Raw genomic sequence first — 16,731 nt, forward strand, 5'->3', positions numbered from 1 at the left:
TCAAACTATCCCGTAAATTTAGGGGAAATTTGAAAACTGTTTCGCTTTTATTTGAAGACCATGGTACGTAAAAAAATACTCATCCTGAATGGGCCCAACTTAAATTTACTAGGCACCCGTGAGCCAGAAATTTATGGACATCAAACATTTGAACAGTTCTTGGATATCCTGAGAGAGAAATTCGAAAAACAATTGGACATCGAATATTTTCAGTCCAATGAAGAAGGTGCAATCATCAATAAACTACATGAAGTGGGCTTCACGTATGAAGGCATTTTATTAAATGCGGGCGGATACACGCATACCTCTATCGCAATTGCTGACGCCGTTTCATCGATTAAAACGCCGGTCATTGAAGTACATATTTCAAATGTACATGCTCGAGAATCATTTAGAGGACACAGTTATTTAAGCCCAAATTGCAAAGGTATCATCGTGGGTTTTGGCTTACGTGGATATGAGTTAGGTTTATACTCTTTCGTATAAAAAGATGCTTTCATTTTACCCGGGTCCATCTAAGGTTTATCCTCAGGCGCTTGATTTCATTCAAGAGGCCTTTGACCAAGGTATTGTTAGCATCAATCACCGAAGCAAACGCTTTGAAATCTTATTAAAAGAAACCATGGAAGCTATGACTGCTTCCTGGAATATACCGCCAGATTACACCATCTATTTTGTTTCCTCTGCCACGGAAGCTTGGGAAATTGTCGCTCAATCGCTGGTTGGCTCAAAAAGTGCTCATTTCTACAATGGCGCTTTTGGGAAAAAATGGGGCCAATATGCCTCGCAAATCAATCCGAATACCCAATTGATTTCCTTTGGCTTACATGAATCGTTGGCTGAAAACGCTAGTCAATTAGCGTCAGATGTCGACACAGTTTGTTTAGTCCAAAGTGAAACATCGAATGGGACGGGCCAACAAATTTGTCGGTCAGATTACCCAACCAATGTACTCATTGCGGTGGATGCTACTTCTTCTATGGGAGGAATAGTGCTGCCTTGGGAAGAGGCCGATGTATGGTTTGCCTCAGTACAGAAATGTCTTGGGATTCCGGCTGGACTTGGTATCATGATTTGTTCGCCGAAAGCCTTGCAACGCGCACATAGCTTGAACCATCGCAAACATTACAATGATATTTTGCTCATGGAAGACAATCGAAAAAGCTTCCAAACGCATTATACACCCAATGTGTTGAGCATATATTTAATGTGCCGACTCACCCAAACACTGCCTGATTTACATGAAATCGAACAGGAGACCCAACGAAAATTAGCTATCTGGGAGCAATTTTGGGAGACCCAAAAGCATTGGGATCTTCAATTTTTAATTCCGGAAAAAGCACGCCGACTACCCACTGTTTTGGCATTAACAGGTCCAGCAGCGGAAATCGAACGTATCCAACGTGTTTGTTTAGCACATGGCATTGAATTAGGAAAAGGATATGGGGAATGGAAATCCAATACCGTTCGAATAGCCAATTTTCCTAGCCATACGGAAGCAGATATTCAACAACTCATCAACATATTAACCTTATGAAATTCGACCTCAAAGAAATCCTTTCCTCGTCTTTGATTTTATTTTCAGTAATCGATATTTTGGGATCTATTCCAATCATCATTGATTTGCGGAAGAAAAATGGTAACATTCACGCAGAGCAAGCAACCTTGGTTTCAGGCCTCATTATGATTGGCTTTTTCTTTGCAGGTAAATTAATTTTACGTTTTCTGGGAGTTGACACGAATTCATTTGCCATGGCAGGTGCATTAATCATCTTCTTAATCGGCCTTGAAATGACCTTAGGGCGCAATATTTTCAAATCAGAAGAACTTCAAGAAGGTGCATCGCATAGTATTGTCCCATTAGCATTTCCAATTATTGCCGGCGCAGGGACGATGACAACGCTTATTTCATTGAAATCTCAATTTGAGGAAGAAAATATCATGGTCAGTATATTCATCAACTTGATATTTATTTACCTCGTTTTACGTTCCAGCGTTTGGATTGAGAAGAAACTAGGCAATGCAGGCACACAGGTTTTACGCAAGGTTTTTGGTGTTATCTTAATTGCCATTGCAATCAAGATATTCAAGACACGAATGTTCTAACATGGCAAAAAAGCAAAAATATTATGTGATTTGGGAAGGCCATCAAAAAGGTATTTTTGATTCATGGGCTGAGACAGAAAAGCATATTAAAGGTTTTGCCGGGGCACAATATAAATCCTTCGATACGCGGGATGAAGCCTATGCCGCTTCAAAAAAGAATTATTGGGCGAGTGTAAACCCGAAAGCTAAATCTGTTTTGCGTACGGTAAACGCTGCTCCTTGCATTAAACCAAGCATATCGGTAGACGCTGCTTGTGCGGGAAATCCAGGCGTTTTGGAGTATCAAGGTGTCAATACAGAAACCAAAGAAGTGTTATTTAAACGTGGGCCATTCCCAGTGGGTACTGTAAACCTTGGTGAATTCCTTGCCATCGTTCACGGCCTTTCCTATTTGAAAAAAATCAATTGTCCATACCCACTCTATTCCGATTCAAGAACAGCTATTGCCTGGGTTCGAAATAAAGCGATAAAGACTAATCTAGAGCGAAACGCACAAACAGAGGAGCTATTCGATTTAGTTGACAAGGCGATTTCTTGGCTAAAAAACAACCCAACGACCACACAAATCCTAAAATGGGAAACGGAAGATTGGGGTGAAAATCCAGCGGATTATGGCCGAAAGTAGATCGATCTTTCAATTCAAACAATTCCAACTGGCACATGGAAGTCCAGGTCTTAAAATTACAACGGAGGCCTGTTTGTTCGGCGCGTGGGCCCAGCAATTTGCCTCTGGAAATGTGCTCGATATAGGAACTGGATGTGGATTATTAGCTTGTATGATTGCACAGGGAAACCCATCTTGTACCATCACAGGTCTAGAAATCCAAGCAGATGTGGGGGTACTCGCACGTGAAAATGTGCTCATTTTGCCTTATTCCATCGAAATTATCACCGAATCCATTCAAAGGTTCGCAGATCACTTCGACTTTATTATCAGTAACCCACCCTTTTTCATGGATCACTTGGCGAACCCAAATGCAAGCAAGCAAATTGCCATGCACACGGACCACCTAAGTCCTGCAGAACTTGCGGAGGGAATTTCAAAAAACCTAAATCCGGATGGTCAATTTGCTGTATTGTATCCGCCATTTGGCATGAAACAATTCGAAGTTGAGGCGAAAAAACTAGGGCTTTTTATCAATCATTTGTTAGAAGTAAAACATCAAAAAGACCGAGAAACTTTACGCGTCATGGCTTTAGGTTCACGCCTTACTGGCGTGCAAAAAAGAGAAATGATTTGCATCAAAAATTCCGACCAAAGCTATACTGCTGAATTCATCCACCTGCTGAAACCTTACTATTTAATTTTCGACTAAACAATATCCACGAGAATTCGTATTTTTGTCCGTTTGACACCACAATATGTTGCAGATATCCATCGTAGTGCCCCTTTATAACGAAGCCGAATCCTTGCCCGAGCTATGCGCATGGATCGACCGCGTGATGCAGGCAAATTCATTTCAATACGAAATGATCTTTGTGAATGATGGAAGTCGGGACACATCGTGGTCTGTCCTTCAATCCTTATCCAAAGAATATAAGTCCCTAAAAGGAATATCGTTTGCCAGAAATTATGGTAAATCGGCAGCTTTACACGAAGGTTTCCAATTAGCCAGTGGCGAAGTAGTTATTACCATGGATGCGGATTTGCAGGATTCTCCAGATGAAATCCCGGAATTATATCGAATGATCAAGGAGGATGGGTTGGATTTAGTATCAGGTTGGAAGCAAAAACGTTTTGATCCAATTTCGAAAACAATTCCCACCAAATTATACAATGCCGCGACCCGCGCACTTTCAGGGGTAAAATTGAATGATTTCAATTGCGGCTTGAAGGCTTATAAACTTGAAGTTGTCAAGACTATTAAATTATACGGTGAAATGCATCGCTATATTCCGGTTCAAGCCAAATGGAATGGGTTTACACAGATTGGTGAGAAAGTAGTCCAACATCAATCTCGGAAATATGGCGTAACGAAATTTGGTTTAGAACGCTTTCTATATGGCTTCTTAGACCTTTTATCTATCACGTTTGTCCAAACATTTGGCAAAAGACCGATGCACCTTTTTGGTAGCTTGGGGATCTTATCGTTCTTTTCTGGTTCCCTGATTACCATCTGGTTAATCGGCGAGAAATTATATAACATTGCAAACCAGCTAAAATACCGGAACGTCACGGATAATCCGCTATTCTTTTTAGCCTTGGTGGCCATCATTCTAGGCGTGCAATTGTTTGTTGCTGGATTCTTAGGCGAATTGCTCATTACGAATTCAGATAAGACGACTCAATACCAAATCAAGGAAGAAATTGCCTAAGTATGCAAACGAATGATCTTAGCTGGCTCAGTCGCTCTGAGCTATTAATTGGTTCAACAGGAATTCAAATATTACAAAAAGCACACGTATTGGTTGTAGGCCTCGGTGGTGTCGGTTCATTTGCGGCAGAATTTATCGCGCGAGCTGGCGTAGGAACCATGACCATTGTGGATGGTGATGTGGTGGATCCAACCAATCGAAATAGACAATTACCGGCCTTGTCAACCAATCATGGTGTATCAAAAGCTCAGATTATGGCGGAACGGTTATTGGCCATCAACCCTGCCCTACACTTAACTACGCATGAAACATTTCTAAGTCCAGATGCGGCAAAGGAAATTCTGGAGAACACGAAGTTTGATTATGTCATGGATTGCATTGATTCGGTTACGCCAAAAGTCACGCTTTTGAAAACGGCATATGATTTGGGTTACCGCATTGCTAGTTCGATGGGAGCAGGTGGAAAGATGGACCCTACTCAATTGCGCACGGCAGACTTATTTGATACGCGGCAGTGCTATTTAGCCTCATTAGTCCGCAAACGGATTCGAAAAATGGGCGTCGGGAAAGGCATCAAAACCGTATTTTCACTTGAAAAAGTAAAAGACGAATCCCTAATTTTAACCGATGGCAGCAACTTTAAGAAGTCGGCCTACGGCACCATCTCCTACTTACCTGCCGCATTTGGTGGCGTGGTCGCATCCATCGTGATTCGAGATTTACTCGACGAGCCTATTCCGATGGAGAAAAAACTTAAAGCATACAAAAAATGATCAAAATAGGAGTCATCAATGTGTCTGACCGAGCGAGTGCGGGTATCTATGAAGATATCCCGGGCAAGGCAGTCGTTGAATTGTTGAACGAATATTTAATCTCAACATTCGAAGTCGTTTATGCCGTTATTCCAGATGAGCAAGCACTACTGGAGGCCAAAATGATTGAAATGAGTGAAGAGGTTTGCCTATTGGTAACCACTGGAGGTACAGGTCCAGCCTTACGCGATGTAACTCCAGAAGCGACTGAGGCTGTTTGCCAAAAAATGCTCCCTGGTTTTGGTGAATTAATGCGGTCAGTAAGTCTGCAATATGTGCCCACGGCGATACTAAGCCGACAAACCGCTGGGATTCTAAACCAAACATTAATTATTAATTTACCGGGTAAGCCAAAGGCTATTCGCCAGTGCTTAGAAGTCGTTTTCCCTGCCATCCCCTATTGCATTGATCTGATAGGCGGACCTTTTTTGGAATGCAATGAGGAAAATATGAAGGCGTTTAGACCCAAATGAGGTAAGAGGTGAGAGGTGAGAGGTAAGAGGTGAGAAGTGAGAGGTTTGTTACTCTTCGTTCTTAGTTCTTAGTTCTAAACTCAATAATTGATCATAGAGTTGCTTCGTCACAGATCCACGTGCTCCGTTGCCTATTTCTTTGCCATCAATGGCTACAATGGGAACAACACGTTTCGTGCTTCCAGTCGTAAATACCTCATCTGCTTGCATAAAATCTACCAATGAACAAGGCCCAATGTTGACTTGATACTTTTCAGAAGCCAAATCAATCACATGCTTACGCGTAATCCCTTCCAAAATATGGACATCAGGCGTATGAATAACACCATCTTTGACATAGAACAAATTACTCCGCGATGATTCTGAAACACCGTGTTCCAAGGTATGATATATTAAATCATCCGCCGCGGAGGCTTTTACTTGCGCCCAATTCCGTATCGCAAACGCATAATTCAACGACTTGATTTCAGCCATTTCCCGTACATACACCTGACTCATCAAACGCATGCCTTTGATTGGATCCGCAAATTGAAAAACACCAGGTAATATCCACAAATTAGAAGTTTCAGCAGGTTCAAAACCATTACTACTTTCTCCGCCGGTCAGCACCATTTTTACACCCAAACAAGCATCCGTTGACATGGCCGCTAATTCATGTATCAATGAAGCTAGCTCGGATTTGGAGTAGCCTAATGGCAATCCCATCAATGTCGCTGAGCGCATAAATCGATCGAGGTGATCAGACAAAAACACCGGTTTCCCATCCATAATTCGGAAAAAATCAAAAATGCCATAACCCCTTAAAAAGCCAACATCCTTAACCGAGACATGTACCTCGGAGGCCTTTTTCCAAGAACCATTAAACCAAATTGGATATTCCATATTGTTTTATTTTTTCAACCAAATGAATGACTTCAGCAGCCTCCGCAACGTCATGTACCCGCAATATAGATGCCCCCTTCTGCAAGGCGATCGTATGTAACACACTGGTTCCATTTAAAGATTGAGCAGCTGTAATGCCTAATTCTTTATAAATCATGGTTTTGCGCGATAAGCCAACTAGTACCGGAGCACCCAAATTTGTAAAGTTTTCTAAGTGGGCTAATAACTCATAATTGTGTTCTAACGATTTAGAGAAGCCAAAACCGGGATCTATACATATATCCACAGCGCCCAATTGGCGTAATTCCTGTAATTTCAAAGCCAAATTTGACCAGACATCTTCAACAACTTGCTGGTAATTTGGCACCTCATGTACCTCTGCGAACTTCCCAACACTGTGGGTCAAGACATAAGGAATTTTATGTGCTGCCACCCATTCGAAAATACCATCGTCCATTTGACCGGCACCTATATCATTGAATAAATCAGCTCCTGCCATAAACGCGGCTTGGGCAACAGCCAAACGATAAGTATCTATGGAAATGATTACATCCGGGAAAGCCTCTTTTAACATGCGAATCACAGGAACCACGCGATCAATTTCTTCTTGTGTAGAAACTGAAGCAGCACCAGGCCGCGTTGAATGACCGCCAACATCCAAAATATTTGCCCCGAGCGCAATCATGCCAGCTGCACGTTCCCGACAAATTTCTACATCTGCTACGCGACTTCCTTCATAAAAAGAATCGGGCGTAATATTTAAAATCCCCATGATCAGAGGTCGTTCAAACGACATGAGCCGACCTTGAAATCGAATTGTTTGAAAAGATGGAAAAAGAGATTTCAAATGAGCTGAAATTTAGGATAATTTAAATATTTTTGTAGGCTAAAAGAAAACGAGCATCGTAAAAATCAAGACCGTATGAATAGGGACTCATCGCCTTCCCAAACCGAAATCGAATATCGCCAAGTAATTGCACACTGCAAAGCCTTGTTCGATAAAAAGAACAAAGATTACGGTACATCCTGGCGAATTTTACGCTTGCCAAGCCTAACAGACCAGATTTTCATTAAAGCCCAACGCATTCGTAGTATCCAAGATAAGGGTCTTCAAAAAATCGAGGACGGCATCGAAGGTGAATTCATTGGCATCATCAATTATTGCATCATTGCCTTAATCCAAAAATCGCTTGAAAACTCAGATCAAATGGAGTTTAGTCCGGCGGAAATTGGCAAGCATTATGACCAACAAGTCGAAATTACGCTGGAATTATTGCGAAATAAAAATCATGATTACGGTGAAGCGTGGCGAGATATGCGCATCAGCAGCATGACCGATTTGATCCTCATGAAAATTTTCCGGACCAAGCAAATTGAAAACAATCAAGGAGTTACACTCGTTTCAGAGGGAGTGGAGGCCAACTACCAAGATATGTTGAATTATGCTGTATTCTGCCTCATCCAACTAAAACAAGGGCAAATTCAGATGGCCCAACAACAATAGGTCACATGAAACTAACCCGTCAAATTGCCACATTCCTACTGGCAGGACTATTTCTTTTTTCGGGGCTCATTAAACTAAATGACCCAATCGGAACTCAACTTAAGTTGGAGGAATATTTTGATGTGTTTTCGGTAGATTTTCCGTGGATCTCTGGCTTTTGGAAATTACTTATTCCGCAAGCCTTACTCCTTTCTATCTTGTTAAGCAGCGCCGAAGTAGTACTTGCAATCGCTTTATGGCTTAATTTTCAAACCAAAAAAATCCTCTACAGCTTTATAGGATTAATTCTATTTTTTAGCTTTCTGACGTTTTATTCGGCTTATTTTAATAAAGTCACCGACTGTGGGTGTTTTGGGGAAGCCATCAAATTAACTCCTTGGACGTCATTTGGGAAAGATATCTTTTTACTAGTCCTGACCGGTTTACTGTTTTTGACAGATAAACCAACACTTCGCTCAAAAAGTGGCAAATGGGTTTTATTAAGTGCGGTACTCAGTGTTGGATTTGGCACATATTCTTACTTTTTCCTACCTATCTGGGATAGTTTACCCTATGCCGTTGGGGAAAACATTCCTGCGAACATGAAAAATCGGGAGGAACTAAAATTCAGTTATATCTACAAGATTAATGGCAAAGAAACTGAATTAACAGAGATGCCTACGGATCCAAAAGCTGAGTATGTTTCCATGCAAGCCATTAATGAGAAGGAAGCGCGGCCATTGATTACGGATTATCAATTGTGGGTAGATGGAGATACGACAAACTACACGCAACTATTATTCAAAGGAAATCATGCATTGGTCATCGTCCCAAATGTACACCATACGCACGAAAGCGCGTTTTCAGCGATTGCAAAACTAGCGAGCGAATTAAAGATACCTATATGGCTAGTCAGCGCGTCTACGGATGAAGAGGTTAATGCATTGAGACATCAATATCAATTGGCCTACCCTGCTTTGTCTGCAGATACCAAAGTATTAAAAACAATCATTCGCTCAAGTCCAGGTCTTTGGCTTATTAGCCAAGGCACCGTTAAAGGAAAATGGTCGGCCTATAGCCTGCCATCCGCGGATGAAATTCATCAAAGTTTAAAATAGTTCAGGAATGAAAAACATTTATTTAGTGGGCATGCCCTCTTCGGGAAAAAGTACATTAGGCAAAGAATTAGCACGGAATTTAGGGTACAGCTTTACCGATATGGACAAGTTGATTGAAACAAGAGAACAAAAGACCGTATCTGAAATATTCTCAAATTATGGAGAAGCGCACTTCAGAGAATTAGAAAAGAAAACATTACATGGCTTCCAGCCGGATCAATCGATGGTGATTGCAACTGGAGGTGGTGTTCCATGCTTTAACGATAACATGGATTTTATTAAGGCGAATGGAGTGAGTATCTTTTTGAATGTGGATGTGAATGACTTGGCCAAGCGATTATATAAGGCGCAGGGCAATAATCGCCCCTTATTAGACAAAACTCAAAGTGAAGAGGTCGTTATTGAATCAATCAAGAAAACATTTCAAGAGCGCCTACCCGAATACCAAAAAGCTGATATTCAAGTAGACGGTGAAATTACTGTAAGTCAAATTCTTTGGCTTTTAGAACAATACATTCCAGTCTAAAAATAGACTCCTCCCCCAAGCACAATCTGGGTATTTGTAATTTGTAATGCGGCTGAACTGAAATCGGCCGCATTTTTTAATGTATATGGTGTATAGGCATCTTTACCCGTCCGCTGCCAAACACCCAAATCGATGTAAAAAGCATTTGTCCGATACCCTACTCCAGCTGAGATTTGAAACTGTGTCCGATCGATGGAGTCATAACTTGGAGCAAAAATTTGACCATACGAGGCAACGCCACCACGCACGCTCCAAGATGAGCTTACGCGAATCTCAGCACCCGCTTTGATGTTAAGTACGGACTTAAAGGTCGACTGAATTTGTCCGTTATATCGATCTTTAAACTGCTGATTGGCAAACGCCCCTAATTCCGTAGCTCCAACACGCATACCGTCATAATTCATATATTCCGCATCAAAACTCAGCAATGCGCGCTTACCAAAAAAGTAGGCTGCTCCTGCTGAAAATTTAAAGGGTGTTAGTAGTTGATATGCAAATTCATTGGGCAATAAACGTACAGGATTAACCTTGGTAATCGTAATTGGCTTCCCATCTAACTCGGATGGCACACCAAAAATACGTGGATACGTAATACCAGTCAGGCGTTCGGCCATTTGATCATAATACATAGGTGTCTCCGCGGCAACCGAAACGCGCAAACTAGGTGACACTTTGTAAATTAATCCTAAGGTAGCTGAGACGCCAGAGCCCGTTGTTTCGAGCTTTTCAACAGATTCAAAACCGGCTACATAATTGGCACCAATAAAATCTTCGGTCCAACTGAAATCGCTTATTGATTTTAATCTAGAAAAATGAAGACCGATACCTAAAAATAAGCGCTCTTGATAATTCGCTCCGTAACTAATATTCCATTGTGAAACCAAACCTGTGTTGGTAGCTGAACCCATCTGATAGGTAGGTAAATTGGGCTCAAATCGACTAAATGGTGCGCCACCCGAATTGGAATTGTTAATTAAAAAGGTTTGATAGGCCACTCCCTCAGGTGTATTGGCTGCTTTAAAGTCAGGGTCATATTCATCGTCAATAAAATTTCCATCGATATCCCTGCCACCAGCGTAGTTGTACCGACTATCAGCTTTCTCAATTAATTTATCCAAATATGAACTCCGGTTGTTGGTGCCTTCCATTTTCAAAGGCTGCGAAAATATGACCCGCTGTGAATATCCAATACCAAACGTACCACGCCAATCCGAACGATTCATATAATCCCCCGTGATGACGACACCAAAATTGGGGATACGCAAACTCGAATTTGATTCTTGGGTAGATTGGTCTAAGTAGGTTGCCTTCGTTTGAGCATCATGCGTAGCGAGCGTAATCCCTACTTCAGAACGGGTGTAAAAACCTAGACCGGCTGGATTACCTGCAATAGCACTTAAATCAGCTCCAAGCACCCCGTAATTACCTCCTAGTCCTTGCATACGCGCGGAACCAGTTGCATAGCTTGTGCTAAATTGTCGCGCTAAATTTGGATAAGAATAAATCTGCGCGTGTACATGCGCCGCTGTGAACACACATACACAGAGTAAAATTAGCTTTTTCATGAACAAATTATCTTGGACCACGTGATGAACCACCTCCACCACCACCCGAGTAAGATCCTCCTGAGCTGTAGTTTGAAGAGGGTGCTGAATAATTCTGCTGACTTTGGCCGTAATTTGTTTGAGGCTGAGCAGATCGATATTCAAAATTGGTATTCCGTCGTGGCGCCGCCTGAACAGGTGATCTATATTCTTGATTGCTATTCACACGCGGCTGATTCGTTCCTTGCGTATTGAACGAATTATTATTACCACGAGGCGAATTATTCATATTTCCATCGCGATATTGATTCGTTGCGCTGGCATCACGAGGACCACGATTAGGACGTGCTACAGGTTCGCGGCGGTTTACATTTCCTACGGAAGGAGCTATGTAATTATTCCCACCATACACGTTGATCATATTAAAATTGCCCATGTATCGAACCCCTCCCATACCAAAACCTGCATATCCGAACGGATTACGAAATCCATTATAGGCATTATATCCAAAAAATGGATCATAAAAGCTATTTAGCGAGTTGAAGGCATACGGATTAAAAAACGGATCATACATTCCCCAGGCGTTGATCGGCGCAATAATGCGCGAACCATAAAATCCTCCCATACCAAATGTAATGAAGGGATTAGTATACCAATTGTTCCAGGGATTAGCCGAAAATACACCGGAACGAAAGCCGGAATCAAAACCATCAGCGAAAGAATTCGCATAAACACTGCGTGAATTTAAAAAATTGGTTTCATCCTCACGAATCATCACACCTTCTTCTTCTTGAATTAAGGTTGCATCTTCATCTGGATTAAGGTAATGAGAACTCTTTTTAGGGGTATATGCAGAAGCTGGTTTTTGAAAAGAATCATATAAATCATCAGCTACTAAAGACTGCTGTGTTCCGGGTTGCGAGAGCGAACATGCGGAAAAAATCAATAAACTGGCCACAACTACGAAGGCATTCCAATAATTTTTCATGGCTAAAGTGATTAAATTATAAGCTAAAACTACCGACAATAACGTATCTTTGGCGTTCAAAGTTCGATAAAGTTACATGTAATAACGATAGGTTTTGCAATTTTAGTCTAAGTTATAGAACAAAAATATTAGAACCTACAGACTCGATTATAGAACGATGAGACTAGAAAATAAAACTGCAAAAAAAACAGATGAGTAAATCCCTTCCAAGTCGGTCTGAAAATTATTCAGAATGGTATAATGAGTTAGTCAAACGGGCTGATTTAGCCGAAAATTCTGCAGTTCGTGGATGTATGATTATTAAACCTTATGGGTATTCCATTTGGGAAAAAATGCAACGCGCACTCGATGATATGTTCAAAGAAACGGGCCACACGAATGCCTATTTTCCGTTATTTATCCCCAAATCATTTCTTTCAAAAGAAGCTTCGCACGTAGAAGGTTTTGCCAAAGAATGTGCGGTTGTAACACATTACCGACTAAAAAATGACCCCAATGGTGGCGGAGTGATTGTGGATCCGGATGCCAAATTGGAAGAAGAGTTAATTGTAAGGCCAACATCAGAAACGGTAATTTGGTCGACCTATAAAAACTGGATTCAATCTTACCGCGATTTGCCCTTGTTAATTAATCAGTGGGCCAATGTTGTTCGCTGGGAAATGCGTACACGTTTATTTCTTCGTACGGCTGAATTTCTTTGGCAAGAAGGACATACGGCGCATGCGACTAAGCAAGAAGCCATCGAAGAAACCGAGCAAATGCTAGAAGTCTACGCTGATTTCGCAGAGAATTTTATGGCCATGCCGGTTGTTAAAGGTATTAAAACGGCTAATGAGCGTTTTGCAGGCGCAGATGAAACCTATTGTATTGAAGCTTTGATGCAAGATGGAAAAGCCTTGCAGGCTGGAACATCACACTTCTTGGGTCAAAATTTTGCCAAAGCATTTGATGTTAAATTCTTAAGTAAGGAAAACCAATTGGACTATGTTTGGGGAACCTCATGGGGAGTTTCTACCCGCTTGATGGGTGCTTTAATTATGGCGCACTCGGATGATCAAGGTTTGGTTTTGCCTCCTAAACTAGCTCCGATCCAAGTGGTTATTGTACCAATTTATAAGGGAGAAGACCAACTGAATGCGATTAAAGAAAAAGTGAATCCATTAGTCAAGTCATTGCGTAAGCAAGGCGTATCTGTCAAGTTTGATGTATCGGAGAATCAAAGCCCTGGTTTCAAATTTGCCGAATATGAATTAAAGGGTGTACCTATTCGCTTGGCGATTGGAAACCGTGATATGGAAAATGGGACTATTGAATTAGCGCGTCGTGATACACGTGAAAAAACATCGATGGCTTTCGAAGGTATTGAGCAAGTGGTGGTTGACACCTTAACAGATATTCAAGAGAAAATCTATGCGAAGGCTTTGGCATTCCGTACCGAAAATACACACGTTGTAAATACCTGGGATGAATTCAATGCCAAACTAGATGCGGGAGGTTTCGTTTCAGCCCACTGGGATGGTACATCTGAAACGGAAGACAAAATAAAGGATTTAACCAAAGCAACAATTCGTTGCATTCCTTTAGATGCCAAAGAGGAAGCTGGACAATGTATTTTGACAGGTAATCCGTCTAACAAACGTGTGATGTTTGCGCGTGCTTATTAAAATATTGGACGTTAGACGCTGGACGACGAAAAACAAAAAAAGACGCGAGGTTCGCGTCTTTTTTTATGCTATTTTACCAATCTTTCTAGCACCTCAAGTACCCGATCAATCTCCTCTTTGGTATTATTCTTCGAAAATGAAAAACGAACAGCTGCTCCTGTGGCCGTTGGATTTAAAGATGTCAACACGTGTGAACCCACCGACGTTCCGCTAGAACACGCGCTACCACCAGACGCAGAAATTTTCTCGATATCTAATTGAAACAAGAGCATATCTCCATCTGGAACGCTTGGAAAGCGAACATTCAAAACAGTGTATAAACTATTGTCTACTTCGCCTGACCGACCATTAAATTCGACTCCAGGAAAACGAGCTTTCAGCCCTTCAATAAAATAGGATTTAATGGACTTAATGTGGGACATATGCGCATCCATGGATTCATAGGCCATCGTTAACGCCTTAGCTAAACCCACCATACCATAAACATTTTCTGTTCCGCCGCGCTGATTTCGCTCTTGCGCACCACCGTGCATCAACGGATGAAAACCTACCCCAGCACGTGCATACAAGAATCCAATGCCTTTGGGTCCATGAAATTTATGGGCGGCGCCTACGATAAAGTCAACAGGCAATACTTGTAAATCGTGCGGAAAATGCCCCATCGTTTGAACTGTATCGGAATGAAAAAGAGCTCCGTACTTTTGGCATAATGAACCTACTGCATGCAGATCCAATAGATTTCCAATTTCATTATTACCCTGCATCAGACTCACCAAAGCCTTGGAACTTCCAGCCAGTAATTCCTCCAAATGAGCTAAATCAATGTCTCCTTGCGCATTAATCTGTACCAATTTAACCTCGGCTACACCTAATTTACCCCAAGCTTCAGCCGTATGTAAAACCGCATGATGCTCGAGTGGAGATGTAATGATCGTTTTCACTCCACCGTATAAAACGGCCGATTGAATCACGGTATTATCTGCCTCCGTCCCACCCGAGGTGAAAAATATCTCGGCAGGTGACGTGTTTAACAAAGCCGCTACGGCCTTCCGTGCTTTTTCAACAACAACTTTGGCTTGTCGGCCATGTGAGTGAATCGACGAAGGGTTCGCTGTAAATTGCTCAAACAATGGTTGCATTTCCGACCAAACAGCCGGATCCACCGGAGTGGTTGCCGCGTTATCGAGGTAAATAGGTGTTTTTGTTGTTGATGTCATGTGATGCTTATTTGCCAGCAATCGCTGTGATTACCTGCATAATTTGTTGGGCCAACCCACTCGCTTCTGCCTCGGTAGGTGCTTCGGAATAAATACGAATAATTGGCTCCGTATTGGATTTACGTAAATGGACCCAGCGATCAGCGAAATCTATTTTCACCCCATCAATGGTATTCACCCGTTCATCTTTGAATTGTTCAGCTACCGTTGCCAGGATTAAATCCACGTTCAAATCGGCCGAAAGTTCGATTTTATTTTTTGACATAATATACGCTGGATAATCTGCACGTAGCGCACTCACTTTTTTATTCTTACGGGCTAAATGCGTTAAAAACAAACCAATGCCCACTAAAGCATCCCGACCATAATGTGATTCTGGGAAAATTACACCGCCATTTCCTTCTCCGCCAATAATGGCATGTTCGGCTTTCATTTTAGCGACCACATTTACTTCGCCAACGGCCGCAGCGAAATAGGTACCGGCATGTTGATGCGTCACATCAGCAAGCGCTCGTGTCGATGAAAGGTTAGACACAGTATTTCCTTTTTCGATTGACAAGATATAATCTGCAATCGCCACTAAGGTATATTCTTCGCCGAAAGGCGTACCATCTTCGGAGATAAAGCATAGGCGATCTACATCTGGATCGACTACGATACCCAAATCATATGAACCTGCCTTCATTTTGGCAATCATATCCGTTAAATTCTCAGGTAAAGGTTCGGGGTTATGACCAAAATGTCCATTAGGCTCACCAAAAATCACATCCACATCGTTCACACCCAAGGCATGTAGCAATTGAGGTACGACAATTCCTCCCGTCGAATTAACGGCATCGACTAATACCTTAAAATTCTTTGCTTGAATGGCTGATTTATCCACCCAACGAAGTCCTAAAACATGATCTATATGTTGCTGCAAAAACGTATCATCTTGGGTAATTTTACCTAATTGAGTTACTTCTGCAAAGTTGAAATCTAAATTTTCAGCAAGTTCGAGCATGGCTTTACCATCTGAATCGGAAATAAATTCCCCTGCATCGTTTAATAGTTTTAACGCATTCCATTGTGCAGGATTATGACTAGCAGTAATGATAATTCCTCCAGCAGATTTTGTCCAAGGGACGGCTAGTTCAACAGTGGGTGTAGTAGACAATCCAATATCCAATACATCCCAGCCAAGCCCGATCAGGGTATTTGCAACTAAAGAGGATACCATCGATCCGGAGATACGTGCATCACGGCCGAGCACAATTTGATTGGAAGCAGGATTTGTTCCTTTTAACCAGGCCCCGTAGGCAGCTGCAAAAGTTACAATATCAATGGGACTAAGGCCATCACCGGGTTTCCCGCCAATCGTACCTCGTATGCCTGAAATAGATTTAATTAATGCCAAAACAGAATAAGATAAGGGTAAAAAGAAGGTCAAAATTAAGGAATTCTAGGGATATAATTATCAAGTTAGTGATTGCGAATTATCAGTATTTCCTATTGGAAAAAAAATCCACCCCCGTACCTTTGGCAAACCTTGGAGGATTGCCAAAGGTAAGTAGGGGGTATTTAATTGCCTTCAAACCATATTTTGTGTAATTTCAAACACAC

Annotated in this window: 18 protein-coding genes; 12 read left to right on the forward strand and 6 right to left on the reverse strand. The window is 41.7% G+C overall.

Features of this window, described 5'->3' with window-relative positions; all coding sequences use genetic code 11:
* Positions 1–60 precede the first annotated feature (60 nt).
* Genes aroQ through mog form a run of 8 tightly spaced genes read left to right on the forward strand, consistent with a single transcriptional unit; the run spans position 61 to position 5,707 of the window.
* Positions 61–486, forward strand: coding sequence for a type II 3-dehydroquinate dehydratase (aroQ, locus tag U0R10_RS10355; RefSeq protein WP_377983898.1), 426 nt, complete (start codon positions 61–63; stop codon positions 484–486).
* Positions 487–490: 4 nt separating this feature from the next.
* Complete coding sequence (locus U0R10_RS10360; protein WP_377983899.1) at positions 491–1,537, forward strand: aminotransferase class V-fold PLP-dependent enzyme; 1,047 nt, start codon at positions 491–493, stop codon at positions 1,535–1,537.
* Positions 1,534–2,106, forward strand: a complete 573-nt coding sequence (locus U0R10_RS10365; RefSeq protein ID WP_377983900.1) for a MarC family protein — start codon at positions 1,534–1,536, stop codon at positions 2,104–2,106. Before U0R10_RS10360 ends, U0R10_RS10365 begins: the two co-directional genes overlap by 4 nt.
* Position 2,107: 1 nt before the next feature.
* Positions 2,108–2,731, forward strand: coding sequence for a ribonuclease H1 domain-containing protein (locus U0R10_RS10370; RefSeq protein ID WP_377983901.1), 624 nt, complete (start codon positions 2,108–2,110; stop codon positions 2,729–2,731).
* Positions 2,718–3,422: a tRNA1(Val) (adenine(37)-N6)-methyltransferase gene (locus tag U0R10_RS10375; RefSeq protein WP_377983902.1), complete on the forward strand. Its 705-nt coding sequence runs from the start codon at positions 2,718–2,720 to the stop codon at positions 3,420–3,422. Before U0R10_RS10370 ends, U0R10_RS10375 begins: the two co-directional genes overlap by 14 nt.
* 46 nt (positions 3,423–3,468) lie before the next feature.
* Positions 3,469–4,422, forward strand: a complete 954-nt coding sequence (locus U0R10_RS10380; protein ID WP_377983903.1) for a glycosyltransferase family 2 protein — start codon at positions 3,469–3,471, stop codon at positions 4,420–4,422.
* A 2-nt stretch (positions 4,423–4,424) separates the two neighbouring features.
* Positions 4,425–5,195 (forward strand): tRNA threonylcarbamoyladenosine dehydratase, encoded by a 771-nt coding sequence (locus U0R10_RS10385; RefSeq protein WP_377983904.1) that lies wholly within the window; start codon positions 4,425–4,427, stop codon positions 5,193–5,195.
* The gene (gene mog / locus U0R10_RS10390; RefSeq protein ID WP_377983905.1) at positions 5,192–5,707 is read left to right on the forward strand and encodes a molybdopterin adenylyltransferase; all 516 of its coding nucleotides are present in this window, start codon (positions 5,192–5,194) and stop codon (positions 5,705–5,707) included. The genes U0R10_RS10385 and mog overlap by 4 nt, the downstream gene beginning before the upstream one ends.
* Before the next feature lie 48 nt (positions 5,708–5,755).
* Here mog and U0R10_RS10395 read toward each other — a convergent pair whose 3' ends face one another.
* A complete protein-coding gene (locus U0R10_RS10395; protein WP_377983906.1) occupies positions 5,756–6,589 on the reverse strand; it encodes an aminotransferase class IV in 834 nt (277 codons plus the stop codon).
* Entirely contained in the window at positions 6,567–7,436 is an 870-nt protein-coding gene (gene folP / locus U0R10_RS10400) for a dihydropteroate synthase (RefSeq protein ID WP_377983907.1), read from the reverse strand. The genes U0R10_RS10395 and folP overlap by 23 nt, the downstream gene beginning before the upstream one ends.
* 75 nt (positions 7,437–7,511) lie before the next feature.
* Between folP and U0R10_RS10405 the strand changes: the two genes are divergently transcribed.
* The 3 genes from U0R10_RS10405 to U0R10_RS10415 are packed head-to-tail and all read left to right on the forward strand — an operon-like array spanning position 7,512 to position 9,716.
* The gene (locus tag U0R10_RS10405; protein ID WP_377983908.1) at positions 7,512–8,093 is read left to right on the forward strand and encodes a DUF1599 domain-containing protein; all 582 of its coding nucleotides are present in this window, start codon (positions 7,512–7,514) and stop codon (positions 8,091–8,093) included.
* 5 nt (positions 8,094–8,098) lie between these two features.
* The gene (locus tag U0R10_RS10410) at positions 8,099–9,190 is read left to right on the forward strand and encodes a BT_3928 family protein (RefSeq protein WP_377983909.1); all 1,092 of its coding nucleotides are present in this window, start codon (positions 8,099–8,101) and stop codon (positions 9,188–9,190) included.
* Between the two features lie 7 nt (positions 9,191–9,197).
* Positions 9,198–9,716 (forward strand): shikimate kinase, encoded by a 519-nt coding sequence (locus tag U0R10_RS10415; protein ID WP_377983910.1) that lies wholly within the window; start codon positions 9,198–9,200, stop codon positions 9,714–9,716.
* Here the strand turns inward: U0R10_RS10415 and U0R10_RS10420 are convergent.
* Both U0R10_RS10420 and U0R10_RS10425 read right to left on the reverse strand, forming a co-directional pair.
* Positions 9,713–11,281 carry an OmpP1/FadL family transporter gene (locus U0R10_RS10420; RefSeq protein WP_377983911.1) on the reverse strand — a complete coding sequence of 523 codons (1,569 nt, stop codon included), beginning with the start codon at positions 11,279–11,281 and terminating at the stop codon, positions 9,713–9,715. The two genes, U0R10_RS10415 and U0R10_RS10420, sit on opposite strands and share 4 nt — an antisense overlap.
* A gap of 7 nt (positions 11,282–11,288) precedes the next feature.
* The gene (locus tag U0R10_RS10425; RefSeq protein ID WP_377983912.1) at positions 11,289–12,248 is read right to left on the reverse strand and encodes a hypothetical protein; all 960 of its coding nucleotides are present in this window, start codon (positions 12,246–12,248) and stop codon (positions 11,289–11,291) included.
* 191 nt (positions 12,249–12,439) lie between these two features.
* Here U0R10_RS10425 and proS point away from each other — a divergent pair, with 191 nt between their 5' ends.
* Positions 12,440–13,912, forward strand: a complete 1,473-nt coding sequence (gene proS / locus U0R10_RS10430) for a proline--tRNA ligase (protein ID WP_377983913.1) — start codon at positions 12,440–12,442, stop codon at positions 13,910–13,912.
* A gap of 68 nt (positions 13,913–13,980) precedes the next feature.
* Here the strand turns inward: proS and U0R10_RS10435 are convergent, their stop codons facing one another.
* Positions 13,981–15,129, reverse strand: a complete 1,149-nt coding sequence (locus U0R10_RS10435) for a cysteine desulfurase family protein (protein WP_377983914.1) — start codon at positions 15,127–15,129, stop codon at positions 13,981–13,983.
* Between the two features lie 7 nt (positions 15,130–15,136).
* Positions 15,137–16,525: a phosphoglucosamine mutase gene (glmM, locus tag U0R10_RS10440; RefSeq protein ID WP_377983915.1), complete on the reverse strand. Its 1,389-nt coding sequence runs from the start codon at positions 16,523–16,525 to the stop codon at positions 15,137–15,139.
* Between the last annotated feature and the right edge of the window lie 206 nt (positions 16,526–16,731).

It is taken from the genome of Aquirufa avitistagni, from assembly GCF_042715545.1.
GTDB lineage: Bacteria > Bacteroidota > Bacteroidia > Cytophagales > Spirosomataceae > Aquirufa > Aquirufa avitistagni.